Raw genomic sequence first — 25578 nt, 5'->3', positions numbered from 1 at the left:
TACTATGACGACTGCGTTGCTGTTAGCCATTGCGACCGCCAGCATTGTGATTTTGCTGTTGCTGGTCATTAAAGCCAAAGTCCATCCCTTTGTCGCCCTGTTGATTGTCAGCCTGCTGGTGGCGATCGCCACCGGTATTCCGGCTGAAAAAATCATGGAAACCATCATCAGCGGTATGGGTGGACTGCTGGGGCACATCACCATCATTATCGTGCTGGGAGCCATGCTCGGGGCGATTATCGAAGCTTCGGGCGGCGCCGAGTCGCTGGCCCAGCGCTTCAGCAAAACGCTGGGCCTGAAACGCACTGTTGCTGCACTGACCATGGCCGCCTTTATTCTGGGCATCCCGGTGTTTTTTGAAGTGGGTTTTATCATTGTTATCCCGCTGATCTACGGCTTTACCAAAGTGGCGCGGGTTTCTCCCCTGAAGTTTGGCCTGCCAATGGCCGGTGTGATGTTAACGGTACACGTGGCGCTGCCTACCCATCCGGGTGCCGCGGCCGCTGCGGCCATTTTGCACACCGATATGGGCTGGCTGATGATGTTGGGGATTCTGGTCTCGGTGCCGGTCGGCATTTTAGGTTATTACGTCGCAAAGGTGATGAACCGTCGCCAGTATCATCTGTCGGTCGAGGTGCTGGAGCAGCTGCAGATGGCGAAGCCGGAAGGCGCGCAGAAGAAAAATGAACCTGCACCGCCGGGTGCGCTGACCATCAGCGGTTTGATCGTGGTGCCAATTGTGCTGATTGTATTAGGTACGCTGTCTCACTCGCTGCTGGCGCAGGACAGCCTGCCAGGTAAAATCATGACGGTGATTGGCACACCGCCCATAGCGCTGCTGATTGCGTTGGGCCTGGCCGCCTGGCTACTGGGCATCCGCCGTGGCTGGAGCAAAGATAAGCTGGAAGATCTGACCGGCCGGGCCATCCCCGGATCGGCGAGCGTGATTCTGGTGGCGGGCGCGGGTGGGGCCTTTGGGAAGGTGCTGGTGGAGTCCGGCGTCGGTAAAGCGCTGGCGCTAGCGCTGGAAACGCTGCACCTGCCATTAATCCCCGCGGCCTTTATTCTGTCGCTGGCGCTGCGCGCCTCGCAGGGGTCGGCTACCGTCGCGATTCTTACCACCAGCGGACTACTGACGCAGGCCGTGACCGGCATTGATGATATGCACCGTGTTCTGGTCACGCTGGCAGTGTGCTTCGGCGGGCTAGGACTGTCTCATGTCAACGATGCGGGCTTCTGGGTGGTGACGCGCTATCTGGGCCTGTCGGTAGCGGATGGATTAAAAACCTGGACGGTACTGACAACCCTGATGGGGATGACCGGTTTTGTTCTGACGTGGGCGCTGTGGTTTGTGATTTGATATGTTGGCCGGGAAAGGCGATTCGCGTTTCCCGGCCAGTCTGAGCGTCAGGACACCAGTTCCTGCGCATACAGATACAGCGCTTTTAACTGGGCCAGCTTTTCCTGATCGCTTTCATGCAGGCTGGCCAGCGATTCCAGCTCCATCAAAAACGACTGCACCTTATCCGGATTCAGTACTTCGCGACGGTGCTGCAGCCAGCGCTGTTGTTCAGCATCATCCAGGGTGCCGGGGAAGTTCCGCGCCCGATAACGAAACAGCAGCTTCGCCACGCGCGGACTGTCAAACGTCAGATCCAGCGCGGGCAGGTTAGCCGGCGCCGTCTGGCGAATAATGTTCATGCCCGCCCGATCGGCATCGCTAAAGAAGCCATCGTAGAGCTGGGTATCCACATCATCCGACGGCGTAAAGGGTTCCGCATCGGCAAATATCGCCACCAGCTTTTCACGTATTTCAGGATGCTGACGCAGCGTCGCCAGATTATCCAGACAAGACTTGCGATCGATGCCCAACCGCCCGGCATCTTCAGGCCGCAGGGTATTCGCCGGAGCCAGCACGGGGCACTTATTGATGTGCACCAGCTTAACGGGAATGGCTGATTGATCGCCCAACTCGCTTTTGCGCGTGTAGAGACGTTCGCGCAGGCTGTCGGCATCCAGTGTTAAAAGCGGCGTCATATCGCCGGCCAGGTCGACCACGATCAGCGCATTGCGGTTATCCGGATGCCAGGCAAGCGGCACCACCCAACTGGTATTGCCGCGTGCTGCGCCAAACATGCCGGAAACGTGCACCAGCGGCTTCATCTGTGGAATATCGATCAGGGTCATGAGTTTGTTTTTGTTGCGATGCGTAAACAAAAACTCGAACAGCTTAGGCTGTTTCTCTTTCACCAGTTTCGCCATTGCGAGTGTGGCATAGACATCCGACATCGCATCGTGGGCGTTTTCATGGGCTACGCCGTTGGCTTTGGTCAGGTGCTCCAGCCGGAAGCTGGGAAAACCGTCTTCATTTTCGGGCCAGTTGATGCCTTCGGGCCGCAGCGCATAGCAGGCACGCATCACGTCCAGCAAATCCCAGCGAGAGTTACCGTTTTGCCAGCTCCAGCTATAGGGATCGTAGAAGTTGCGGTAGAAAATATTGCGTGTCACTTCATCGTCGAAGCGCACGTTGTTGTAGCCCACCACGCAGGTTTGTTCGGCGGTGAACAGGGCATGAATGCGGGCGGCAAACTCGGCCTCGCTGACGCCCCGCGAGGCGGCAATTTGCGGCGTAATACCGGTAATCATTACCGCTTCAGGCTGGGGCAGATAGTCGTCCGGCGGACGGCAGTAAAACACCTCTGGCTCGCCAACCGGATTAAAGTTGCTGTCGGTACGTAACCCGGCAAACTGCGCCGGACGATCCCGTGAAGGACTGGTGCCGAAGGTTTCGTAATCATGGAATAAGAAAGTGAATTCAGAGGCGGGCACGTCGCTGTCCTGTCTGCAAAAAAATCAACGTTCAGGATAGTCTTCTGCGCTCGCCAGCACAACCGTACTGACCAAAGCTGCGTGGTGGCACCCGGCAGTTCATATTTTTTTTCAATTTAATTAAACCTTCTTAAGGCTTTTGCCGTAAAACGTCCGGCTGTTCCCGTCTGTTTTATTTGTGCAACTAAGGATGAAGTGTTGAAAAGGCGTCTGTTAATTACCGTAACTGTTTTTTGGGCTTCGCTGGCACAGGCCGACGATATGCCGTTTCCCGTGACGCCACCGGCGATCGATGCCGCATCATGGGTGCTAATGGATGCCACCACGGGGCAGGTGCTTACGGCGGGCAATCCTGACGAACGCCGCAATCCGGCCAGCCTGACCAAGTTAATGACGGGCTATGTCGTTGACCGCGCCATCGATCAAAAGAAAATTACGCGCGACGATATGGTCACCGTGGGGAAAGACGCCTGGGCCGCAGGCAATCCGGTCTTTAAAGGTTCATCGCTCATGTTCCTGAAACCGGGCGATAAGCTGAGCGTGCGCGACTTAAGCCGCGGTGTCATTATCGATTCGGGTAACGATGCCTGCGTGGCGCTGGCCGATTATGTCGCGGGCAGCCAGGACAACTTTGTGAAGTTGATGAATCATTACGTGGAGAAACTGGGCCTGACCAATACCCATTTCGAAACCGTCCACGGTCTGGATGCGCCAGGACAGTTCTCCAGTGCGCTGGACATGGCAAAGCTGTCTCGCGCTATCATCGACGGCGAGCCGGATTTCTATGCCATGTACCGTGAGAAAACCCTGACCTGGAATGGCATCACTCAGAACAACCGTAATGGTCTGCTGTGGGATAACAGTCTTCACGTGGATGGTCTGAAAACAGGTCATACCGAAACCGCAGGATTTAATATCATCGCCTCAAATGTGGTCGGTCAGCATCGCCTGATTGCCGTGGTGATGGGCGGTAAAAGCGCGAAAGGGCGCGAAGAGCAGGCGCGTAAACTGCTGGTCTGGGGCCAGAATACGTTCGACACGGTCCAACTGTTCCATGCGGGCAAGAAGATCGGCAGCGAACACGTGTGGTACGGCAATCCGCATCAGGTTGAGGTGGGCACGGCAAATGATGTTTACCTGTCGCTCCCGCGCAGTGAAATTCCGAACGTGAAAGCCAAATACGTGATTAACCGTAGCGATCTGGAAGCACCGCTGAAAGCCAATGAGAACATTGGTGAGATTCAGGTCATGGATAAAGACAAGCAGATTGCCAGTTATCCGCTGGTGGCGCTCAGTGCCGTTAACGAAGCCGGCATGTTTAGCCGCCTCTCCGACTATCTGAAACGTAAGTTTTAATCTCAGGCCACGCGCACCTGCCTGCCGGGCAGGTGCCGCGAGGGCTCGCATCGCAGGACCCTATTGCCACCTGAACGTTTTATTTTGCTGATTTACCGCCACAGGTTGGTGATAATGGCCCAATGTGTCACGTATTGACTAAAATATTGACGGCGCGCCAGGACTCACACGGTGCATCGCGTAGAATCATCTCTTTACCCGCGGACAGCTATCTTGCGCTCTGATAAGCCCATCTCTAATCTGGAATTCTGGTTATATCGCCATTACCGTAGCGTGCACGGCTTGCGCATCGCGGTGGCGTTTCTTTTTGCCTTTTTGTTTGTGCGGATGACCGGCATTCCCGAAGGCACCTGGCCGCTGATTACGCTGGTGGTGGTGATGGGGCCGATTTCCACGTGGGGCAATGTGTTTCCCCGCGCCATTCAGCGCATTGGCGGCACGATTGCCGGGTCAATTTCGGGATTGATTGCGCTCAAGCTGGAGATGATTTCGCTACCGGGCATGCTGGCCTGGTGCGCGCTGATCATGTTTATCAGCGGCTATCTGACCCTGGGAAAGCATCCCTATATGGCGCTGTTGATTGGCATTACGCTCTGCGTAGTGGTCGGCGCGCCAATGGGGGATTTCACCGTCGCCATGTGGCGTGGCGGCGATGTGATTTTAGGCTCGCTGCTGGCGCTGATATTTACCGCTGTCTGGGCACAGCGCGCCTACATTCACTGGCGTATCCAGCTTTCGGATACGCTGGGCGAGATGGCAAAAATCTATCATGCAGGTTTTTCCGCTAACCTGGTGGAAAAGCCGCGACTGAATAAGCCCTTTGGGAAGTTGCTCTCCAGCGTCATCAAAATGCGCGCGCTGTTGGAGCCGTCCAGCAAAGAAACGCGTATTCCTAAATCGGTATTTGAAGCGATTCAGACCATAAACCGTAATATGGTGTACACCATTGAGATGCAAATTAATGCCTGGTGGGCATCAAGGGAAAGCCATCTGATTATGCTGAATGCGCCGACGCTGCGCCGTACTCAGCAGATGACGGAAAACGCGCTACGAACGTTGTCGGAGATGGCGGTGAAAGGGGAAACCTATGACATCATCGCGGCCAACCATGAGTTAACGGAAATCGTCAATGAACTTAAGCAGTTGATCGCCAGCGGCAGTGACCGTCTGGAGGAAACGCCAATTTATGGCTATGTCTGGTTGAGTCTGGAGCTGGCGAAGCAACTGGAGCGCATGACGGACTTACTGCGTCTGGCGCTGCGTAAATAATCACCTCAGACAATGACTTAATGCGAAACCCGGTTTTTTTGCGCTAAGATAAGAGCCAGTCCGAATTTAGCTGTGAGAATTGCCCTTAAGGCTGGCTAGCCGCTAAGCTGATCGTTTTGACTCTCTCCCTGCTTTAGCAGGCTTAAAGAAAGGTGCCATCATGGAAAATGCCAAGCAATCATTTCAGGACGTACTTGAGTTTGTCCGTACGTTTCGCCGCAAGAACAAACTGCAGCGTGAAATTGTCGATAATGAGAAGAAAATTCGTGACAACCAAAAGCGTGTTCTGCTGCTGGACAACCTGAGCGAATACATTAAACCCGGCATGAGCGTGGAAGCGATACAGGAAATCATCGCCAGCATGCGTGCGGACTATGAAGATCGCGTGGATGAATACATCATCAAAAACGCCGACCTCTCGAAAGAGCGCCGTGAGCTGTCTAAAAAGCTCAAGACCATGGGCGTGGGTGAAACCAAAGCGCCGTAAGGGTGCGCGAATAACGGAAACCCTTCGCTGCGGATAACCTGCCCGCGCAACCTTCAGGTTGGGCGGGCTTTTTTTATGGCTGAGAGACGTCGGTGAAGACTTAGCGGGTCAGCCTACGTGCAATCTGCTGGAGTTGACGCGCCAGATCCGATAAGTCCAGGTTTTGGCTGGCGGGCGCTGCGGTGGTTTCTCTGATCACCAGCATCGGCTCCAGGGTACGTGACGCCACCGCTTCACCCCGCAGTTCGGCCAGCACCTGATCCACGCTGTGGGTGCCGAGCTGCTGAAGATCCTGGCGAATGGTGGTCAGTGGCGGCTGGTACCAGGCGCTTTCTGCCGTGTCATCGTAGCCGACAAGAGAAATATCGCCCGGAATCGCCACGCCGTGCTGATGTAGCGCCCGCATCGCGCCCAGCGCCATCTCATCATTCGCCACTAAAAGCGCCTGGGGCAGGGCATTCGGGAGTTGCGCCAGCATCGCCTGATAGCCGGATTTGGCGCTCCAGTCGCCGCGCAGGACGCAGCAGGGAGATAACTGATGCTCTGCCAGCGCCTGACGCCAGACCGCTTCGCGCTGACGAGCCGACACTGAGCGCACCGGGCCATTCAGCAGGCCAATTTGCCGGTGCCCGAGCGCAATCAGATGTGCAACGGCGGCACGCGCCCCTTGTTCGTTTGAATACTGGCAATGAGATACGAGAGCATGGGGATCGGCATCCAGAAACAGCACCGGCTTTTTACCGCACATCACGCGGATTTTTTCCGCCTCGGCCGCCTCTAACGGCATATTGATCAGCACCGCATCCACGCGCTGGGCCATCAGTTCATTCACTGTCGCTTCCGCATTATCCTCACTGTCCATCGCGATCACCAGGTGATAACCGGCGCTGGCGGCGCGCTGCTGAATGGCCGAAGCAATCTGCGCCGGGGCCATCAGGGCCAGGTTACTGGTTGCAAGGCCTAAGGTTCGGGTCGCTTTTCCCGCCAGCTGCTGTGCGACCCGATTGGGCACATAGTTAAGCTGCTGCATCGCCGCTTCAACTTTTTCACGGGTGCGGGGGGAAACCTGCTCAGAGCGGTTAAGCACGCGAGAAACCGTTTGATAGGAAACGCCAGCCAGTTGGGCAACATCATCAAGGGTCACAGAGCGGGACGTCATTATTCCTCCAAAAGATGAGGCAGCGAGTGTAACAAAATTCCGTTACTCGCGCGCCCTGCGACGGCGCGGCTGCTTTCCCATCACATCCGTGTTTAACGGTTCTGTTGATAGATTTGCAGGTTAACATTTACCGCATTCAACAGTGGCACAGTCATACCATGACGACTGGCTCGTAGCAGCAGGTCGCCAATGATCGTATCGGCTTCAATAGCAAAACCCTGGGTCAAATCACGATACATGGAGGAGGTCATCGGCGTCGACGGATCGTTCAGCAATTCATAAATTTTTGCGGTAACGGCAGGGCGGGGCTGATAGCCCTCCGCGCAGATAACCTGAAGCACCTCACTGTAAATGCCCTGAAGCAGCATCTCGCCACCGGCCTGGGTCAGTATCTGTTGCGTATTCCCCCGCGCCAGACAACACACCGCGCCGAGCGTGCTTAACAGCAGCCATTTTTCCCATAACTCACCGATAATATTGTCGGAAAAAAACGTTTCCACGGCACTACCACGTAGCGCGGCATCGACCTGCTGCAGTCGGTCATCGTTGTTGCCATCCAGTGCGCCGTAATAGATCTGGTGTAAGGGCGTCAACTGCACCACATGGCCTTTATCGTTCAACGTGGCGTTGATTTTGCACAAGCCACCGATCACCCGATCGGCACCGAAGTGGGTGAGCAAGGTGTCAATATGCCGCATGCCATTCAGAATCGGCATGATCAGGGTTTGTGGCCCGACAGCCGGCTGGATGTCGTGAATCGCCTGCGCCAGGCCGGTACTTTTAACCGTTAAGATGATTAAGTCGTAATGCGCGTCAAGCCTGGCGGCGGTGACCAACTGGGGTTCAAGCGTTTCCTGCCCTGAGCGGGTCTGCAACACCAGGCCGGTTTGTTGTAACTGATTAAAACGGCCTTCACGGACCAGGAAGGTCACATTCTGCCCGGCCTGTATCAGCCGTGCGCCAAAATAGCCGCCGGTTGCCCCCGCACCTACAATCAAAATACGCATCCCTTCTTCCTCCATTGAACGCATCTGCCCAGATGCAGGGCAGTGATTTACGTTATGCGTTAAAACCCAATCTGCCCGCAAGCATTATTACAATCTGCACCCACACAGAATAGTGCACTGACCACAGTCAGGTCAGCGCAAGCTATGTCAAAATTCTTGAATGTAGCGCTTAAGGATATTCACTATCCGTCACGGCGCGGCTGGCGTAACCTTATTTCATTGAGGTTTATCACGCGAAAGCATTGTTCTTTCGTCAGGAGACGTTACAGATGAAAAAGATTGGTTTTCTCTCATTCGGCCACTGGACGCCATCATCGCAGTCCGCCACGCGTTCTGCTCAGGACGTGTTGCTGCAGTCTATAGATTTAGCGGTAGCGGCAGAAGAACTCGGGGCCGATGGTGCCTATTTCCGTGTGCATCACTTCGCCCGCCAACTTAGCTCGCCGTTTCCACTGCTGGCAGCGGTCGGCGCTCGCACCAAAAAAATTGAAATAGGTACTGGCGTTATCGATATGCGCTATGAAAATCCGCTCTATATGGTGGAGGATGCCAGCGCTGCCGATCTGATTTCCAACGGTCGCCTGCAGTTGGGCCTGAGCCGCGGCTCGCCAGAGCAGGTGATTGAGGGCTGGCGCTATTTTGGTTATGCGCCGCAGGAAGGCGAGACGGGTGCGGACATGGGCCGTCGCCACACAGAAGTTTTCCTTGATGCGCTGCGTGGCGAAGGTTTTGCCAAACCGAATCCACAGCCGATGTTCCCGAATCCACCGGGCCTGCTGCGTCTTGAGCCGCTGTCTGAAGGCCTGCGCGATCGCATCTGGTGGGGTTCGGGCTCCAACGCCACGTCAGTATGGGCGGCGAAGATGGGCATGAACCTGCAAAGCTCGACGCTGAAAGATGACGAAACCGGCGAGCCGTTCCACATCCAGCAGGCAAAACAGATCCGCGCCTACCGTGAAGCATGGAAAGCGGCAGGACACTCGCGTAAGCCACGGGTATCCGTCAGTCGCAGTATTTTTGCGCTGGTGAACGATATGGATCGGGCTTACTTTGGCCGCAGTGGACAGGATCAGGATTCAGTCGGTTTTCTGGATGAGAAAACCCGTGCCATCTTTGGTCGCAGCTATGCCGCCGAGCCGGAAAAACTGATCAAACTGTTGGCAGAGGATGAGGCGATTGCCGAAGCGGATACACTGCTGCTCACTGTACCGAATCAGTTGGGCGTGGACTACAACGCACACGTCATTGAATCGATTCTGAAGTACGTGGCGCCGGAGCTGGGCTGGCGTTAAGCCTGCTTGATCTTGCCAGATTAATAACCCCACACAGTCCTCGCTGCGTGGGGTTTTTACTAAAATAATAATGCCTCTTCTACTGTAATATTTCTCACATTCCCCGCCGATAATATTGCTGGCCAGTGCAGCGAGATGTTTAGCGTTATTAACCTCTGAAACTATCAGCCGCTGAAAACATCAGCTTTCAGATTTATCTCAATAATACATTGTTAGTTGTAAATGAATTGACATGAAGTTGTGTTAATTTTATTAATGTATAAAGGCCTTCAAGGTTAACTGTATTCTGGTTACCTGACATATTCATATTTACTGAGAAAACTCTCAGGCGTTACTATTTCTGTTAGCACGATGCAACAGCATTGATATGCTGCTGCCTGTTTCTTAATTCAAATGGCTCTAAATTCTGTCTGAACCTGCCGAATATAACGGATTGCAACACCCGTTTCATCATTATCACAGCGTAATCGGAAAAAATTAATGGCGATTGATATTTATTTGAAAGTTGAAGGGACTACTGGAGAATCACAGGACAGCAATCATAAAGGATGGACCGACGTGCTCTCATTTAACTGGGGGGCTTCGCAACCCGGTAATATGGCGGTAGGTGGCGGTGGCGGCTCAGGAAAAGTGAATTTCAACGATCTGCGTGTTAAAGCGTTAATCGACAAATCCACTGCTGCCATTCTTAAATACTGCTCCAGCGGAAAGCATGTTTCAAAGGTAGAACTGTCGGTTTGCAAAGCCGGTGGCAACCAAATTGAGTACACGAAGATTGTGCTGGAAGATGTACTGGTTACGGCAACGGATTTTAACGGAGTAGGGCAAGGTGACACCATTGTGGTGGACTACGCCTTTCAGGCATCCAAAGTGTCTACCAGCTACTGGGAACAAAGTGCCAGCGGTACCAAAGGGGCGGAAAGCAAAGCCGGTTGGGATATTAAACAAAATAAAGAGAGCTGAGTTAATCCGCCCTTAAAATAAAGGTGAAAAATGGCTATTGATATCTTTTTGAAAATAGATGGAATTGAAGGTGAGTCGCAAAATGCAAACCATAAAAAATGGATAGATGTTCTGTCATTTAACTGGGGCGCGCAGCAACCAGGTAATATGTCCGTTGGCGGTGGTGGCGGTGCGGGAAAAGTGAATTATCGCGATTTAAGCGTTGAGGCATTGATCGATAAGGCCACACCGGCGTTAGTGAAATATTGTGCCAGTGGTAAACATCTGCCAAAAATTCAGCTGTCTGTTTGCAAGGCAGGCGGGCAGGAAGTGGAATATACTCGCATCACGCTTGAAGATGTGCTGGTTACGCAGACTGACTTTACCGGCATTGGTCACGCGTCCACGCTGGGTATGCAGTATTCCTTTCAAGCCAGCAAGGTAGCGCTGGAATACTGGGAACAGGCTTCTCAGGGAACGAAAGCCGCTTCTGTGCAGATGGGTTGGGATATCAAGCAAAATAAAGAAAGCTAATCAAAGGAACTGTTACATCTTAAAAAGAGGTTATTATGGCATTTCCAGGCATACATGTGATTGAGGGACTCACGACGAATCCCAGTTTAAATTCTGATACTTCAGGCAGCTTTTTACCCTCTGAAATTCTCAAAGAATCATTGATTCTGATGAGTTCGCTTGAGCCGATGGAAATTGCCAGTCTTTCTAAAAGGGAAACCAGTGTTATTGCCAGTGCGTTGAACGATTATAAAAATAACAGTAACAGTCGTTTTAAAAACCCTCCCACAGAGCAGGCTACAGGGCGGCGGCCGAATGGTGAGATAAAGCATATTAACAATCGCATACTCGGCATTCCTGTACAGCATTATAATACCACTTCAATGGGAGCCGTTGCGTTAAGTTCAGCCACCTTATTGGCAATCTTTTGGACCTCAACTGCAGGTTTATTTAGCATCGTTGGACGAAGTATCGTCCCTGCTGTGGCGAGTCTTGGCGGAATTGGTTTATCGTACCATTCAAATAACCGCACCCTGTCAATTAATCAATTAGCTGCACATTTGAAAAATCTGGCAGACAATTTTAACAGCGCGCATGATGCGCTCGTTGCTTTTTCTCAGAAGGCAAAGTTGAAAAAACATAATTTTAAACCCTCCAAAGACACAGAGCCGACTTTTGCAGGGGAGGTCATATCTAAAAACCCTATTCCAGCAGCACACCGTGAAAGAATGTCGTATATTTTAAATCAATTTACTTTTACAGAGTATCAGCGCGTCGAGCTCATTGGTGATAGTGCGAATTTTGTGAAGCTGTTTTTTAATCAGAATGAGCAATTGACTTTAACAAAGATTGAATATGGCTACCTGACTGCGATGGACATTCCCTAATTCCGCGCCCGTCAATCTAAACCTCCAGATGGTGCATTTTAACGCTTCGGCAACCCGGATGAATGATCCTTGATAAAAGGGGCATAAGTCAAATTGTGCGAGCCGGGTTCCAGCACCTGGCTTGTTATCATCTACTTTAGGCGCTATGTTTTATCTGCTTTGTAAAAGCAGATAACGGGACGCTAAAAACGCTACTGGCCAGACAGCCAGCATAAATTTTTAACAGATATGCTTTTAATTTTTTACAGCCATGGCTGGCGCATTGTGTAAATACACCATCATCAAATAAGGGAGATTATTCAATGTCTGTTACCACGCTTAATCTTGTTCAGAAACCGTCTTCCGCGATTTCAAAAACTCAGCGCCGGTACAAAGTCGGCTACGTACCTAATTTTGGCGACACCAGCACGCCTGCGCTGAATATCAGCGGCAAATGGTTGCGTGAAGCCGGATTTGATACCGGCACGCGGGTCTCGGCAGAAATTAGCGAAGGATGCATTGTGCTGCGGGTCGATAAGTCATAAAACGGAAAGGTGTGATTGATTGCTCACTTCTCAAAGGCAGCGTTGCGGGTTGCCCCTTGAATTCAGGTCAGGTGAGCATAAAACCGCCTGGCCTACTTTATTGGCAGAACAAACAGATAACGCGGTTTCCTTCACCGCGTGAATTCAGTTGCCAATAAGGAAATGCCATCCGTTTTAACCTCCTCAGGGTGCGACCCGGCAGGGCCGCAAACCGCCGTCGTTAACACTGCAAATACACAACATGCGTTTGCAGATATTCCTCGAGCCCATGACGACCATCAGCACCGCCGATGCCAGATTTGCGCCAGCCGGCATGGAATCCCTGCATGGCTTCAAAATTCTCGCGGTTAACGTAGGTTTCACCAAACTTCAGCTGACGCAGGGCGGTCATCGTGGTGGTCAGGTTCTGAGTGTAGATTGAGGAAGTCAGGCCGTACTCACAGTCATTGGCCAGTGCGATAGCTTCTTCGAGCGTTTTAAAGGTCATTACAGGAAGCACCGGGCCAAAAATTTCCTCACGCATAATCTCCATCTCTTGGCGTACGCCGGTAATAATCGTGGGCTCGAAGTAAAAGCCCTCGCGCCCCGCCCGTTTACCGCCCAACACAACCCTGCCGCCTTCTTCTACTGCCCTGGCAACTTTTTGCTCAACCCGCGCCAGCGCGGCGGCGGTGATCAGTGGCCCCATATCGATATCGTTTTTTTCAGCCGGATTGCCAAACGTCACGTGTTGCATCGCCTCTGTCAGTGCGCTGATAAAGCGGTCATAAATCCCTTCCTGTACATAAACCCGCTCTGCGCAGTTGCAGACCTGACCTGTATTAATGACGCGAGAGCTGACAATGGCCTTTACTGCCAGATCGAGGTCGGCATCATCCATTACAATGGCCGGCGCTTTACCCCCCAGCTCCAGAGAGACTTTGGTAACGTTTTTTGCTGCCGCTTCCATGGCGGCAATCCCGGCATTAACGCTGCCCGTCAGGCTTACCAACCCCACTTTTTCGTTGCCAGCCAGCTCCTGACCGATCTCAGGGCCGTAGCCGTAAACAACATTGAACACACCTTTTGGCAGGCCGATATCCGCAACGATCTGTGCAAACAGGGCCGCGTTATTGGGCGTCAACTCACTCGGTTTTATCGCAATCGTATTGCCGGTAATCAGTGCCGGCGCCGCTTTACGCGCAATCAAAAAAAACGGGAAGTTCCACGGTAAGATGCCGGTAGTGACGCCAATCGCTTTTTTAAAGACGAAAATATTTTCATTAGGACGATCGCTGTTCACAATCTCACCTTCGTAGCGTCGCGCCCATTCGGACATGTAGTCCAGGTAATCAGCGGTAAAAAGCACTTCGGTTTTTGCCAGCCCCTGGGTTTTACCGCCTTCTGCCACGATAGTGGCGCTGAGTTCGGGTTCACGCTGACGAATGGCTGTGGCAATTTTACGCAGCCAGCTGCCGCGCTCCACGGCCGGTAAGGCTTCCCAGCCCGGCTGCGCGGCATCGGCAGCGGCGATAGCGTCTGCGGCGTCCTGACGCGTGCCTTGAGGAATGCGTGACAGTAGCGCTTCGGTAGCAGGATTAATCACTTCAATCCACTTTTCGTTGTGATTAGGCACAAAAACACCATTAATGAAATGTTGATGATGTGTTGTCATATGCAGGGCTCCGCGTTTAACTCGTTAACGTTATGTGAAAACAGAGTGAAACAGATCACGACGATACACCTTTTTATCTTTGCCAAAGCCGCACTGCAGATGGCAGGGAAGGGAAGAAAGACACGACGAAGCCAGCATTTCCACAGCGTGTTTTGTTATCTGAGCGGTCAGCGTCTTATAAGAAGGGGCGACGGGCTGAAACCCTGTATTCGCCAGCAAATGCCGGAACGCCTGGGATGGCGATAAGCCCGTGCCTGCCCGCGCAGTCAATGACGAAGCGGTAGGCTTTTGACGGTAGGCATCCCTGGCCGATTGTCCTTTCGGTTTGCCCTGCCACGCAAACGTCTCATTGCGTGACTGCAGTTAATAACACGCGCAGCGACTACTGCGCTGAATCGTAGAGTGCTTATCCAACATCATGCGATCTCCCGCTGATCACAGTATCCCCACTAGCCTTGAGTCATATCACAAACCTTTTCTGCCGACCGTTTTCCCTCTTCGTCCGCCAAACCATCTTTGCAGCGAACCCGCAGCTCAACTTTATGTCATTGCCACGTTAATAAGCGTGCTGGCAGTAAGATTAAAACTGTGCCGATCAACACAACAAACAACAAAAATATCTCGAATAATAAGCGGTTTAGGTAAAACGTCCGGTTACTGTCCTTAAATGTGAATTTGTGATCTTTATGTTGAAAATTCACCGGATTTTGCCAGCGGCCTGTGTTTTCCGGCAGCCATTCAAAGGCTGAGTGAAAGCAGCTCCCTCTAGACTGCTGCTTATCAGGAAACGTCGGTTTCCTGTTTGGCCTCAACCTTGCGAAGGAATAACAATGAACAGTGCCATTATTGCCGGTATTTTCTGGCATCTGGTGGGTGCCGCCAGTGCCGCATGTTTTTATGCGCCGTTTAAACAGGTCAAAAAATGGTCATGGGAAACCATGTGGGCAGTAGGTGGCTTGATGTCGTGGCTGATTTTGCCATGGGCAGTCAGTGCCGTACTGCTGCCGAATTTCTGGGCGTACTACAGTAGTTTCAGTCTGTCACAGCTGCTACCTGTGTTTTTGTTTGGTGCAATGTGGGGCATCGGCAATATTAACTACGGCCTGACCATGCGCTATCTCGGCATGTCGTTAGGCATCGGTATTGCTATCGGCATTACGTTAGTCGTCGGGACACTCATGACGCCGTTGCTGCAGGGCCGTTTTGTCGCGCTCTTTAGCTCGGCTGGTGGCCGTATGACGCTGCTTGGCGTTCTGGTCGCGCTGATTGGCGTGGCAATTGTATCGCGAGCAGGTTTGCTGAAAGAGCGCGCGCTGGGCATTAACGCCGAAGAATTCAATCTGAAGAAAGGGCTGATACTGGCGGTTATCTGCGGTATTTTCTCAGCCGGCATGTCCTTCGCTATGGATGCCGCAAAGCCGATGCATGTTGCGGCAGCTAATCTGGGTATTAATCCGCTGTACGTGGCGCTACCCAGCTATGTGGTGATTATGGGCGGTGGTGCGCTGATTAACCTGGCGTACTGCTTTATCCGCCTGGCGGTTAAGCCGGAGCTCTCCCTCCGCCGGGACTTCTCCGTGGCAAAACCGCTGTTAATTGCCAATATCGCTTTCGCTATTCTTGGCGGCACCATGTGGTATCTGCAGTTCTTTTTCTATGCATGGGGCCATGCCAAAATTCCACCGCAATATGACTTTGTCAGTTGGATGCTGCACATGAGTCTGTATGTGCTGTGTGGTGGTCTGGTCGGACTGATGCTGAAAGAGTGGAAATCTGTCGGGCGTCGTCCGGTTAGCGTTCTGTCGATTGGCTGCATAGTCATTATCATCGCTGCCAATATTGTCGGGCTTGGCATGGCTGCCTGACTCCGCAGAGATAAAAGCCTGATGCGTTAACGCGTATCAGGCTTTTGCGTTATCAGTTAGCGTGGCGCATTGCGGTACAAAACGTTGCCGCCAGGCACTGGGCGTCATGCCGGTTTCACGCGTAAACACCACCGAAAAATAGTTACTGTCATCAAAGCCGCAGCGTGAAGCAATCTCGCTGATTAAACTTTCCTGGGTGCGCAGTAAGTATTTTGCCTGACAGAGTTGAAGCTGACGCAAATAGTGGCCAATTGTCATGCCGGTTTGCTGGCGAAACAGCTGTTTAAGCGCTCGCTCGCTGAGTTGGTGCTGCTCGCAAAAGTAGGCGAGGTCAAACGGACGGCTGATATCGGCCAGCAGCGACGACATCAGCAGATCAAGCTGTTCGCCTTCCGGTAGCGCCCAGGAACGATCGGCCGCGTAACCGTGGCGGCGCAGAATCAGCGCCAGCTGTAAAAACAAGGCTTCAGAAAGCTGAATGGACAAGGGATCGTTTTTGCGGCTTTCCCGCTCCAGTTGGCTGATGACGCCACGCGCTAGCGCCATACCCTGGGTGGTTAATCGCCAACCGGACTGAGCATTCTCTTCCTGAGGCGGTATAAGCTGGCTCCAGTCAAGATCGAGCCGAAAGCGATCGCGGCAATAAAGAATGTTGTCGAGCGCCAGGTCATGAACGCTGTCATAGCTATGGCAGTCGCTGTCGTGAATATAAAACACATCGCCGCAGGTAATCAGCCAGGGGCGATCGTTGAGGATGTGCAGCCCGTTGCCGCGCCAGACAATCACAATCTCGCTAAACCTGTGTTGATGAGGCGGGAAAGAGGGTTGTGGCATACGTTCGGCCACTGCAATGGGCAGGTTTCTGGCAGGAAAGTAGTCCTCGCGCGACAGAATTAGCGACATATTAAAAGCTCCAGTTACCACATCTGTTGACGCTCCATGCGGGGCGCGTAGCCAAATTCACGCCGGAACAGCGTGGAGAAGTGGTTGCTGTCACCAAACCCACACTGATAGGCGATGTCCGTTATACGCATATCGCTGTGGCGAAGCAGATGACGCGCCTGCAATAACCGCAGCCGATTCAAATAACGCTGTGGCGTACTGCCTGTCTGCTGCTTCATCTGGCGGTGCAGCGTACGCAGCGACAGTGAAAAGCTGTCGGCCAGCGCCTCCCATGCGATCTCTTCACTGTAATGCTCATTCAGCCAGTCAAGCAATCGGTGCAGTCTGGCTTCCTGGTCCTGCGCGTTGTCATTGCGAGCGGCCTCACGTAGCAACACCAGCATTTGCAGAAAGAGTTGCTCCTGATGTGCCTGACGTTCGAGTGACCACAGAGGTTGCTGCTTCATCTGTGTCACCAACTGCAAAGCGTGCCCCATCACTTTTTGATTAATGCGCCAGTGCGACGCGTACCGGCCGTCCTCTTCACGCGGCAATAGTGCCTGCAGCCCGGAAAGAAAGCGGAACGCCCCCGGGCTTCGGTACAGCACATTGGTCAGGCAAAGGTTGTCGGTTTTTTCATACAGATGGCGATCGTGGTCGCGTACAAAGCACACGCAACCGGCACTCAACGCCTGCGGCTGACCATTAAACACATGAATACCTGATCCCTGTTCAACCAGCACAATTTCATGGAAATCATGATGATGCTCTGGAAAAGCCTGCTGTGGCACGCGTGGCTCAATGGCAATGGCGTAATTTCCGGCGGGAAAGAAATCCGCGCTATGCAGAACGGTCATGGCTTGCTCTCCGTTAACAATGTTGCAACTGAGTCTACGCAGGCGCTGCGGACATCACCTTGAATTTTGAACGGGGCGGCGCAAGAAAATGGCGAATTATTTAAGATCGCCTAAGTGATTGATAGAAATGCGGCAAAGCTCACAACTCTATCGTCACGCGGTTCTGTGAGCTATCTCACGAACACCTTTGCAAACCTGCCAGCGAAGATCCTCTGCTGGCACTGCGCCTAAGGTGGCAGGCCTGCAGGCTTTTTATTCTGTAGCCATGTCATTTCAGGAAAACATGCCATGAATATGCGTAACATCGTTGCCATTGATTTAGGCGCATCCAGTGGGCGCGTCATGCTTGCGCAGTGGACGTCGGACAGCCAGAAAATCGCCCTGCGTGAAGTCCGTCGTTTCGCGAATCAGCGGGTTCAGCGCGGCGGCTATGACTGCTGGGATCTGGATCGTCTGGAGCAGGACATTCGCGCCGGACTGCAGCAACTGGATGATGAAGGCATCGTGCCGGACAGCATGGGTATTGATACCTGGGGCGTTGATTTGGTACTGCTGGATGCAGACGGACATCGCGTTGGCGAAGCCGTGAGCTACCGTGACAAACGCACTGAGGGCCTGATGGCCCGGGCGATTGACGATCTTGGCCAGCAGGCGATATACCAGCGCACCGGCATTCAGTTTCTGCCATTTAACACTCTATATCAACTGCGCGCACTGCATCTGCAGCAGCCGGACTGGCAGGCGCGGGTGAAATATGCGCTGATGATTCCGGACTATCTGCACTATCGCCTCACCGGCGAAATGAACTGGGAATACACCAACGCCACCACCACGCAGTTACTGAATATTCAAAGTGGTGAGTGGGATCGTGACTTGCTGGACTGGGCTGGCGTCGACTCCGCCTGGTTCGGCACACCGCATGCACCGGGCAATAACGTGGGTTATTGGGCCAGCGCCAGCGGCAAGCGGATCCCGGTGATTGCCGTAGCCACGCACGATACGGCCAGCGCGGTGCTGGCCACGCCACTGATGCACAACGATGCAGCCTATCTTAGTTCCGGTACCTGGTCGCTAATGGGGATTGAAAGTCTCCAACCCTATGTGAATGCGACTGCTTTACAGGCCAACATAACCAATGAAGGCGGCGCGGAAGGTTACCGGGTGCTGAAAAACATTATGGGGCTATGGCTTTTACAGCGCGTCTGTAGCGAACTGAACATCCGCGACTTGCCCCTGCTTATTGCGGATGCCGCAAAGCAGCCAGCCTGCCGCTCGCTCATTGATCCTAACCACCCTCGCTTTATTAACCCAGACAACATGGTGCAGGCAATCCAACATGCCTGTGCTGAACAGGCGATGCCGATACCGCACACTGCGGCCGCACTGGCACGCACCCTCTTTGACAGTCTGGCGCTTTCATATCGCCAGACAATGCTGGAACTCGGCCAGCTACGCGGCACACCGCTACGGCAGCTGCATATCGTGGGCGGCGGCAGCCAGAATCCTTTACTCAACCAGCTGTGTGCCGATGCCTGTCAACTGCCGGTGATTGCCGGTCCGGTAGAAGCCTCCACGCTGGGAAATGTGGGTTGCCAGCTCATCGCGCTAGGTGAACTGCGTGACGTCGCGGATTTGCGCCGCTGCATCAGCCGTAATTTCCCGTCAGACATCTTTGAACCGCTCGACAACAGCGCGTTTGCGGCCCATCAGGCGCGCTTCACCGCGCTGCTCCAACCTGCTAAGGAACTTGCATATGACAAAGCTGATTGAACAGGCCTTTGACCTGGCGAAACAACGTTATGCTGAGAATGGCGTTGATGTGGACCTTGTGATGGCGCAACTGGATGAGATCCCGGTCTCGATGCACTGTTGGCAGGGTGATGACGTGCGCGGTTTTGAAAATCCCAACGGGCAACTCACCGGCGGTATTCAGGCCACCGGCAACTATCCGGGACGGGCACGCAACGCCGACGAATTGCGCGCCGACATTGAAAAAGCCATATCGCTGATTCCGGGCGCCTTACGTCTGAATCTGCACGCGATCTATCTTGAAAGCAGCCAACCCGTTGAGCGCGATGCCATCGAGCCGAAACACTTCAGCAACTGGGTAGCGTGGGCAAAAAGCAACAGGCTGGGGCTGGATTTCAATCCCACCTGCTTTTCACATGCAAAGAGTGCCGATGGCTTTACGCTGTCGCACGCCGATTCAGGTATTCGCCAGTTTTGGATCGACCACTGTAAAGCCAGTCGCCATATTTCGGCTTACTTTGGTGAACAGCTCGGTACGCCTTCCGTGATGAACATTTGGGTGCCGGACGGCATGAAAGATCTCACCATCGACCGCTTTGCGCCGCGCCAGCGCCTTGCCAGCGCGCTTGACGCGATCATCAGTGAGCAACTCAACCCGCAACACCATATTGATGCTGTGGAAAGCAAACTATTCGGGATTGGTGCGGAAAGCTACACCGTGGGTTCCAACGAATTCTGCCTTGGCTACGCCAGCAGCCGGCAGATTGCGTTGACGCTGGACGCCGGGCATTTCCACCCGACTGAAGTGATCTCCGACAAAATCTCTACCGCGATGCTGTACGTGCCGCGCCTGCTGCTGCATGTGAGCCGTCCGGTGCGTTGGGACAGCGATCATGTGGTGCTGCTCGATGATGAAACCCAGGCGATTGCGCATGAGATCGCCCGCCAGAAACTCTTCGATAAGGTGCATATCGGTCTCGACTTTTTTGATGCCTCAATCAACCGCATTGCCGCCTGGGTCATTGGTACGCGTAACGCCAAAAAAGCGTTGCTGCGGGCGCTGCTGGAGCCCAGCGATCGGCTGCGTAGGCTGGAGAGTGAAGGGGATTTCACCACACGGTTGGCCCTGCTGGAAGAGCAAAAGTCGCTGCCGTGGCAGGCGGTGTGGGAAGCATGGTGCCTGCGTCATGACGTTCCTGCCGATGCCAGCTGGCTGAGCGACGTCCGTCATTACGAACAACATACTTTGCGTCAACGCTAAGGGATAAACCATGCAAAACATTCTGACATCCTGGTTCGTACAGGGGATGGTAAAAGCCACCAGCGATATGTGGTTGAAAGGCTGGGATGAGCGTAACGGCGGTAACGTTAGCCTGCGCCTGCTTCCCGAAGAAGTGCAGGACTTCGCCAGCGACTTTTATGCCGAACCGCGCTGCATTGAACTGAGTAAACCGGCACCGGCGTTAGCTAACGACTGGTTTTTAGTGACCGGGTCTGGCAAGTTTTTTCGTAACGTGCAGCTCGACCCGGCAGACAGTCTGGTGCTGCTGCAGGTGGATGACCAGGGGTTGTCGTATAAAATTCACTGGGGATTAAGCAACGGTGGGCTGCCGACCTCTGAACTGGCGGCGCATTTCCAGTCGCACAGCGTACGCAAGCAGGTGACTCAGGGAAGCGATCGGGTGATTATGCACTGCCATGCTACTCACTTTATGGCGCTGAGCTACGTTGTAAATCTGGATTCGGCACGCTTTACGCGCCTGTTGTGGGAAGGCAGCACAGAGTGTCTGGTGGTGTTCCCGGACGGGGTGGGCATTTTGCCATGGATGGTGCCGGGCACTGACGGTATCGGTCAGGCAACGGCAGATGAGATGGCGATCCACAGCCTGGTCATGTGGCCCTTCCACGGCATCTTTGGCGCGGGTCCTAATCTTGATGAGACCTTTGGTCTGATCGACACCGCTGAAAAATCATCGGAGGTTGTCGTAAAAGCTCTATCTATGGGCGGTATTCGTCAGAGCATCACTACCGCGCAGCTGATCGCGCTGGGTGAACGCTTTAATGTTAAACCCTGGCAGGCAGCACTGGATGCGGAGCGCAGCGATGTTACGTAAAGCTTTTGTCATGCAGGTGCATGCTCACTGCCACGATGAATACCTGCGTCGCCATTCACCCATCTGGCCGGAACTGGAACAGACGCTAAAAGCGCATGGTGCCCATCACTATGCTATCTGGCTGGATGCCGATCGTAACCTGCTGTTCGCCAGCGTTGAGATTGAATCAGAAGCCCGCTGGCTCGCGGTGGCGCAAACCGAGGTTTGCCAGCGCTGGTGGGCATCGATGAAAGATTTAATGCCGTCTAATGCGGATAACAGCCCGATAAGTGCAGAGCTTAAACCGATGTTTTTTCTGCCTTAGGGAGCTGATGAACAGAACGACACAATCCCGAACCGCGCATAACCAAACCCGCTAGCCATGGCGCGCTAGCCAAATGGCAAAAAACATAAAGCCCGCTCGGGTTTCCCTGAGCGGGTTTATTGATACAGATCGTAAAACGCTGAATGTCCTCGTAGCCATTCACTGAAACAACCGAATGCGCTTTCAGCTTTGCAGCAATACCGCATGAACCCCTCATTCCTTCGCGCCATACTTCTCTTTATCGCTTTACACCTATATAGCATTTAACCTATATCCCGGGGTTGTGTGGCCGATTAAAACAACGGATACGTTTGACTGCTGGTTTACCTCGCTTAGCGATATCGACAGGGCTGACGTGCTTGCAGCATTGTTGGTCCTGCGGGAGAAGGGGCCGGGTTTGTCCAGACCTTATGCCGATACGCTCAAAGGCTCCCGCTATAGCAACATGAAAGAACGACGTATCCAGAGCCGGGGCGATCCTTTACGGGCATTTTTGCCTTTGAGCCGGCCCGAACCGGCATTGTGCTTTGTGCTGGAAATAAGGTCGGCAATGAAAAACGTTTTTACGACGCGATGCTCCCGGTTGCTGACCGGGAATTTACGAACTGGCTTAACGCATTAAAAATAAGGAGTAACGCGATGGGCAGAACGCTGGAACAGCTTATTGCGGATGAAAAAAATGACGTCGTGGATGAAGCTCAGGCGATGGCGACGGACATCCTGCTCAATATTCACCTTGCCGAACTGCGTGAGAAAGTACAAAAACGCAGGTAGAAATGGCGCAGGTGCTGGGCATCAAACAACCTACCGTTGCAGGAATGGAAAAACCGGGGCGCGACCTGAAGCTGTCCACGCTCAAACGCTATGTTGAAGCGACCGGTGGCAAGCTTCGCCTTGATGTTGAACTGCCGGATGGTTCTCACTACGCTTTTGTGCTTTAAACCCGCAGGGCCGTTCAACGTAGCCAGCCGATCGTTTCTTAGGGTTTTGCACGATGCCTGCGCGACGGCCTCAACGCATTTTCCATTCGCGCGGCGACGCTCTCAGCCAGGTGTTGCTGCGCGAGACAGCTGTTCTTTGTCAGTCGTTAACGGATAAACTCGCGCTGCTTGCGGGCATCGGAAAGAAAGTAAAGCCTGCGGACGGGCTCCCGCACGATATAGGGTTCTTTTCGGATGAGGCGATAGTTGAATACCAAAGACGTGAATCGCCTGAATGAACAAGCAGAGACGGACCATAAGAATCGGTCAGTTCAGGGGTTTTGCGGGACGTGATACTACGGATTTTCAGGGCTGACAGGGGGCAGGTTTGTCATGCCATTATCTAAGTGAAATAAAAGGAATCGTACAACTCATTTCGCCGGACGCGCAGGGGAGGTCAATACGCGTCGGGGAACATTTTCACGCTAACTTACGGCAACCTGGCTGAGCAGGTACGTATCAGTAGGCCTGAAAACAGTAAGATGGCTCCTCTGACTGGACTCGAACCAGTGACATACGGATTAACAGTCCGCCGTTCTACCGACTGAACTACAGAGGAATCGTTTGAACGGGGCGCATATTATCGACGTCCCGCGGGCTTGTCAAAGCTCTTTTTCACAAAACTGTCTAATTGCTGAAATACTCGCCAACTCCCGCGTTTTGACCGTTTCGCTTAGCGTACTGACGCAATCGAATAGCTGTAATTTTGCACCTTTTATTCAGTAAACAGAATCTCCGTTTCATTTTTATAAAGCTTTGCACGACATTCCCTCACGAATGTTCTTTATGTTCGTCACATTTATTTCATTTTTAATTTGAAATACTCGTAAATGGAATTTAAATTTCATTTAATCCTTTCTCTGTCAGCCCGGAGTTAAAATGAACAAAGTCAGAATCGGCATGATCGGTAGCGGCTATATCGGTCGTTGCCACGCGATTGCCTATGCCCAGGCACCCGCGGTGTTTGCGTTAAAAGGGGAGATCGTGCGTGAAATGCTGGCAGAGGTTAATCCCGAACTGGCCGCAAAGCAGGCTGCCACCTTTGGTTTTTCCCGCTCTACGGGCAACTGGCGCGAGCTGGTGAGCGACCCGAATATTGATGTTGTGGACATCTGCGCGCCCAATTTCCTGCATAAAGAGATGGCGCTGGCCGCCATTGCTAACGGCAAACACGTGTATTCCGAAAAGCCGTTATCCCTGACGGTGGCCGATGCGCGGGAAATGGTTGAAGCGGCCAATACAGCAGGGGTTAAAACCCTGGTGGGCTTCAACTATATGAAGAATCCGACCAGTCAACTGGCAAAAGAGATCATCGCGCGCGGTGAAATCGGCGAGGTGGTGCACTTTTACGGCACGCACAACGAAGACTATCTGGCGAAACCGGAAACGCCACTCGACTGGCACTGCCAGAAAGCGCTGGCCGGGTTAGGTGCGCTGGGCGATCTGGCGGCGCACATCGTCAATATGGCGCACTACCTGGTGGGCAATATTGCGGAAGTCAGTGGGGATATGATGACGGTGATTAAAACTCGTCCTGACCCAAAGGATCTCAGCCGTCAGTTGCCGGTGGAAAATGAAGATCAGGCCAGCGCCTTGCTGCGCTTTCACAACGGTGCGCACGGTGTGATTGAAACCTCGCGTATCGCCTGTGGGGCTAAAATGGGGTTGACCTATGTCGTGACCGGCACCAAAGGTACTCTGCGTTACACTCAGGAGCGCATGGCCGAGCTGGAACTGTATATCCATGATGAACCGACGGGGCGGCAGGGCTTTAAAACCCTGCTGACCGGCCCTGCGCATCCAGACTATGCTAACTTCTGCGTCTCTGCAGGTCATGGTATTGGCTTTAACGATCAGAAAACGGTAGAAATTCGCGATCTCATTAATGGCATTGCCGCTGGCGACCCTATGTGGCCTGATTTTGCAGAAGGATTGCAGGTGCAGAAGGTGCTTGAGGCCATCGCGCTGTCGGCGGCAGAAAGGCGCTGGATGGCGGTATAGCCTTTTAGTGACATTATACAAAACCAGTCCATGATCCGGATGTGGCCCCGGGCTTAATGCCGGGGCCGGTTGATGCTGATCAGGCAGAGACTTTATCCCACCACAGTTTATCCATCGCATAATAGCGATCACGCTGACTAACCGGCTGAGACAAATCGCGCTGCCACGGCTTATCCAGAATGTAATGCAGGTTCTTCACCTCTTCACATTCCCACAGCTTATCGTGCTGGAAACGCAGCGTTTTTAGGGCATTGTAGACATAGGAGAGCGGCAGCCACTGACCTTTAAAAGCCTCGTTCAGCAAATCCTGCTCTGAAAAGGCGTACTGGCTCAGGTCCTCTATAGCGGCAATGCGCGCTTCAAGTTTTTCAAAAACGGCGTTATCAGGCTCCAGCACCAGAAAGCCGCCGTTGAGGTAATAATCCACATGTGCGGGCGGCGACTCCTCACGTTCCTGCCAGGTGTAGTGGCAGAACTCGGGCTGCCAGCTGTCTGGATAGGCCTCGATCTGATTCGGATTGCAGCGGCAGGCGTGGCAGGCGGCAAGTGCATGACCGCCCAGATCCAGCGAGAACAGCTCATCCATATTCTGTAATACCAGCATATCGGCATCCAGAAAGACCACCCGCTGATAGTCGGTTAACTGCCAGGCGCGCAGTTTGGTCCAGACTTCACCAAAACGTTCAGATGCATACTGCGGGTTCAAATCGCTGTGCGGATAAAGCCCCTCCACACGGTGGATTACGCAGCCTTCCTCTTCCAGGATCGCGCAGTCTTGCTCATCAATGGCAGCGGTTGCCATCACGACCAGGGGCCAACGCGTTTGACTTTGAGTGAGTGAACGGTGCAGCGCTTTTACGCCGACCAGATAATCCGGTTGCGTCAGTAAGGTTACCCAGGCAAACAT

General features: G+C 53.2%; 22 protein-coding genes, 1 tRNA gene and 2 pseudogenes. 17 read left to right on the top strand and 8 right to left on the bottom strand.

Annotation, left to right across the window (positions count from 1 at the left end):
- Positions 1-4: 4 nt before the first annotated feature.
- Positions 5-1360, top strand: coding sequence for a GntP family transporter (locus DFO57_RS13225; RefSeq protein ID WP_014594048.1), 1356 nt, complete (start codon positions 5-7; stop codon positions 1358-1360).
- Between the two features lie 47 nt (positions 1361-1407).
- On the opposite strand, the gene sbcB is transcribed toward DFO57_RS13225, so the two are convergent.
- On the bottom strand, positions 1408-2829 hold the full coding sequence (sbcB, locus tag DFO57_RS13220; protein ID WP_110015407.1) for an exodeoxyribonuclease I: 1422 nt from the start codon (positions 2827-2829) through the stop codon (positions 1408-1410).
- Between the two features lie 198 nt (positions 2830-3027).
- Between sbcB and dacD the strand changes: the two genes are divergently transcribed.
- From dacD to tmaR, 3 genes are all read left to right on the top strand, one after another.
- Complete coding sequence (gene dacD, locus DFO57_RS13215; protein WP_014605477.1) at positions 3028-4185, top strand: serine-type D-Ala-D-Ala carboxypeptidase DacD; 1158 nt, start codon at positions 3028-3030, stop codon at positions 4183-4185.
- A 213-nt stretch (positions 4186-4398) separates the two neighbouring features.
- Positions 4399-5454, top strand: coding sequence for an FUSC family protein (locus tag DFO57_RS13210; RefSeq protein WP_024471873.1), 1056 nt, complete (start codon positions 4399-4401; stop codon positions 5452-5454).
- A 160-nt stretch (positions 5455-5614) separates the two neighbouring features.
- Positions 5615-5941: a PTS system regulator TmaR gene (gene tmaR / locus DFO57_RS13205; protein ID WP_013026330.1), complete on the top strand. Its 327-nt coding sequence runs from the start codon at positions 5615-5617 to the stop codon at positions 5939-5941.
- A gap of 100 nt (positions 5942-6041) precedes the next feature.
- Here the strand turns inward: tmaR and DFO57_RS13200 are convergent, their stop codons facing one another.
- Positions 6042-7100 (bottom strand): LacI family DNA-binding transcriptional regulator, encoded by a 1059-nt coding sequence (locus DFO57_RS13200; RefSeq protein ID WP_015699965.1) that lies wholly within the window; start codon positions 7098-7100, stop codon positions 6042-6044.
- 92 nt (positions 7101-7192) lie between these two features.
- Positions 7193-8107, bottom strand: a complete 915-nt coding sequence (locus tag DFO57_RS13195) for a ketopantoate reductase family protein (RefSeq protein WP_072136934.1) — start codon at positions 8105-8107, stop codon at positions 7193-7195.
- Positions 8108-8376: 269 nt separating this feature from the next.
- Here DFO57_RS13195 and DFO57_RS13190 point away from each other — a divergent pair, with 269 nt between their 5' ends.
- The 5 genes from DFO57_RS13190 to DFO57_RS13170 all read left to right on the top strand — a co-directional run bounded on the left by DFO57_RS13190 (position 8377) and on the right by DFO57_RS13170 (position 12265).
- A complete protein-coding gene (locus DFO57_RS13190) occupies positions 8377-9399 on the top strand; it encodes an LLM class flavin-dependent oxidoreductase (protein ID WP_110015406.1) in 1023 nt (340 codons plus the stop codon).
- A 480-nt stretch (positions 9400-9879) separates the two neighbouring features.
- Complete coding sequence (locus DFO57_RS13185; protein ID WP_013026326.1) at positions 9880-10362, top strand: type VI secretion system tube protein Hcp; 483 nt, start codon at positions 9880-9882, stop codon at positions 10360-10362.
- A gap of 30 nt (positions 10363-10392) precedes the next feature.
- Positions 10393-10875, top strand: coding sequence for a type VI secretion system tube protein Hcp (locus tag DFO57_RS13180; protein ID WP_013026325.1), 483 nt, complete (start codon positions 10393-10395; stop codon positions 10873-10875).
- A gap of 35 nt (positions 10876-10910) precedes the next feature.
- A complete protein-coding gene (locus DFO57_RS13175) occupies positions 10911-11741 on the top strand; it encodes a hypothetical protein (RefSeq protein WP_013026324.1) in 831 nt (276 codons plus the stop codon).
- A 302-nt stretch (positions 11742-12043) separates the two neighbouring features.
- Positions 12044-12265, top strand: a complete 222-nt coding sequence (locus DFO57_RS13170) for a SymE family type I addiction module toxin (RefSeq protein ID WP_013026323.1) — start codon at positions 12044-12046, stop codon at positions 12263-12265.
- A 220-nt stretch (positions 12266-12485) separates the two neighbouring features.
- Here DFO57_RS13170 and aldA read toward each other — a convergent pair whose 3' ends face one another.
- Positions 12486-13919 carry an aldehyde dehydrogenase gene (gene aldA, locus DFO57_RS13165; RefSeq protein WP_014594041.1) on the bottom strand — a complete coding sequence of 478 codons (1434 nt, stop codon included), beginning with the start codon at positions 13917-13919 and terminating at the stop codon, positions 12486-12488.
- 830 nt (positions 13920-14749) lie between these two features.
- On the opposite strand from aldA, the gene rhaT reads away from it, so the two are divergent.
- Complete coding sequence (gene rhaT, locus DFO57_RS13155) at positions 14750-15784, top strand: L-rhamnose/proton symporter RhaT (RefSeq protein WP_014594040.1); 1035 nt, start codon at positions 14750-14752, stop codon at positions 15782-15784.
- 36 nt (positions 15785-15820) lie between these two features.
- On the opposite strand, the gene rhaR is transcribed toward rhaT, so the two are convergent.
- Complete coding sequence (rhaR, locus tag DFO57_RS13150) at positions 15821-16687, bottom strand: HTH-type transcriptional activator RhaR (RefSeq protein WP_015699971.1); 867 nt, start codon at positions 16685-16687, stop codon at positions 15821-15823.
- Between the two features lie 14 nt (positions 16688-16701).
- A complete protein-coding gene (gene rhaS, locus DFO57_RS13145; RefSeq protein ID WP_029568966.1) occupies positions 16702-17523 on the bottom strand; it encodes an HTH-type transcriptional activator RhaS in 822 nt (273 codons plus the stop codon).
- A 288-nt stretch (positions 17524-17811) separates the two neighbouring features.
- Here rhaS and rhaB point away from each other — a divergent pair, with 288 nt between their 5' ends.
- From rhaB to DFO57_RS13115, 6 genes and pseudogenes are all read left to right on the top strand, one after another.
- Entirely contained in the window at positions 17812-19293 is a 1482-nt protein-coding gene (gene rhaB / locus DFO57_RS13140) for a rhamnulokinase (RefSeq protein WP_042676332.1), read from the top strand.
- Positions 19277-20533, top strand: coding sequence for an L-rhamnose isomerase (locus DFO57_RS13135; protein ID WP_072138140.1), 1257 nt, complete (start codon positions 19277-19279; stop codon positions 20531-20533). The genes rhaB and DFO57_RS13135 overlap by 17 nt, the downstream gene beginning before the upstream one ends.
- A gap of 10 nt (positions 20534-20543) precedes the next feature.
- Positions 20544-21386 (top strand): rhamnulose-1-phosphate aldolase, encoded by an 843-nt coding sequence (gene rhaD, locus DFO57_RS13130; protein WP_013026315.1) that lies wholly within the window; start codon positions 20544-20546, stop codon positions 21384-21386.
- Positions 21376-21690 carry an L-rhamnose mutarotase gene (gene rhaM, locus DFO57_RS13125; RefSeq protein ID WP_015699977.1) on the top strand — a complete coding sequence of 105 codons (315 nt, stop codon included), beginning with the start codon at positions 21376-21378 and terminating at the stop codon, positions 21688-21690. The genes rhaD and rhaM overlap by 11 nt, the downstream gene beginning before the upstream one ends.
- Before the next feature lie 283 nt (positions 21691-21973).
- A pseudogene (locus DFO57_RS13120) lies at positions 21974-22314 on the top strand (type II toxin-antitoxin system RelE/ParE family toxin); the annotation flags it as partial.
- 15 nt (positions 22315-22329) lie between these two features.
- Positions 22330-22631 (top strand): annotated as a pseudogene (locus DFO57_RS13115) (helix-turn-helix domain-containing protein).
- 522 nt (positions 22632-23153) lie between these two features.
- Here DFO57_RS13115 and DFO57_RS13105 read toward each other — a convergent pair.
- Positions 23154-23229, bottom strand: a tRNA-Asn gene (locus tag DFO57_RS13105).
- 320 nt (positions 23230-23549) lie between these two features.
- Between DFO57_RS13105 and DFO57_RS13100 the strand changes: the two genes are divergently transcribed.
- Positions 23550-24671 (top strand): Gfo/Idh/MocA family protein, encoded by a 1122-nt coding sequence (locus DFO57_RS13100; RefSeq protein WP_022623363.1) that lies wholly within the window; start codon positions 23550-23552, stop codon positions 24669-24671.
- A 79-nt stretch (positions 24672-24750) separates the two neighbouring features.
- On the opposite strand, the gene DFO57_RS13095 is transcribed toward DFO57_RS13100, so the two are convergent.
- A complete protein-coding gene (locus DFO57_RS13095; protein WP_013026310.1) occupies positions 24751-25578 on the bottom strand; it encodes a glycosyltransferase family 8 protein in 828 nt (275 codons plus the stop codon).

It is taken from the genome of Pantoea sp. AG702, assembly GCF_003182295.1.
Lineage (GTDB): Bacteria > Pseudomonadota > Gammaproteobacteria > Enterobacterales > Enterobacteriaceae > Pantoea > Pantoea ananatis.
This window is presented reverse-complemented; position numbering and strand designations above follow the sequence as displayed.

Bases quoted from the DNA above. Each gene is read 5' to 3' on its own strand.
- rhaS (WP_029568966.1), bottom strand. From the start codon at position 17,523: ATGACCGTTCTGCATAGCGCGGATTTCTTTCCCGCCGGAAATTACGCC.
- DFO57_RS13100 (WP_022623363.1), top strand. From the start codon at position 23,550: ATGAACAAAGTCAGAATCGGCATGATCGGTAGCGGCTATATCGGTCGT.
- DFO57_RS13190 (WP_110015406.1), top strand. From the start codon at position 8,377: ATGAAAAAGATTGGTTTTCTCTCATTCGGCCACTGGACGCCATCATCG.
- DFO57_RS13225 (WP_014594048.1), top strand. From the start codon at position 5: ATGACGACTGCGTTGCTGTTAGCCATTGCGACCGCCAGCATTGTGATT.
- rhaR (WP_015699971.1), bottom strand. From the start codon at position 16,687: ATGTCGCTAATTCTGTCGCGCGAGGACTACTTTCCTGCCAGAAACCTG.
- DFO57_RS13195 (WP_072136934.1), bottom strand. From the start codon at position 8,107: ATGCGTATTTTGATTGTAGGTGCGGGGGCAACCGGCGGCTATTTTGGC.
- DFO57_RS13135 (WP_072138140.1), top strand. From the start codon at position 19,277: ATGACAAAGCTGATTGAACAGGCCTTTGACCTGGCGAAACAACGTTAT.
- DFO57_RS13180 (WP_013026325.1), top strand. From the start codon at position 10,393: ATGGCTATTGATATCTTTTTGAAAATAGATGGAATTGAAGGTGAGTCG.
- DFO57_RS13185 (WP_013026326.1), top strand. From the start codon at position 9,880: ATGGCGATTGATATTTATTTGAAAGTTGAAGGGACTACTGGAGAATCA.
- rhaB (WP_042676332.1), top strand. From the start codon at position 17,812: ATGAATATGCGTAACATCGTTGCCATTGATTTAGGCGCATCCAGTGGG.
- rhaM (WP_015699977.1), top strand. From the start codon at position 21,376: ATGTTACGTAAAGCTTTTGTCATGCAGGTGCATGCTCACTGCCACGAT.
- DFO57_RS13200 (WP_015699965.1), bottom strand. From the start codon at position 7,100: ATGACGTCCCGCTCTGTGACCCTTGATGATGTTGCCCAACTGGCTGGC.
- DFO57_RS13095 (WP_013026310.1), bottom strand. From the start codon at position 25,578: ATGTTTGCCTGGGTAACCTTACTGACGCAACCGGATTATCTGGTCGGC.
- rhaD (WP_013026315.1), top strand. From the start codon at position 20,544: ATGCAAAACATTCTGACATCCTGGTTCGTACAGGGGATGGTAAAAGCC.
- aldA (WP_014594041.1), bottom strand. From the start codon at position 13,919: ATGACAACACATCATCAACATTTCATTAATGGTGTTTTTGTGCCTAAT.
- tmaR (WP_013026330.1), top strand. From the start codon at position 5,615: ATGGAAAATGCCAAGCAATCATTTCAGGACGTACTTGAGTTTGTCCGT.
- DFO57_RS13175 (WP_013026324.1), top strand. From the start codon at position 10,911: ATGGCATTTCCAGGCATACATGTGATTGAGGGACTCACGACGAATCCC.
- DFO57_RS13170 (WP_013026323.1), top strand. From the start codon at position 12,044: ATGTCTGTTACCACGCTTAATCTTGTTCAGAAACCGTCTTCCGCGATT.
- rhaT (WP_014594040.1), top strand. From the start codon at position 14,750: ATGAACAGTGCCATTATTGCCGGTATTTTCTGGCATCTGGTGGGTGCC.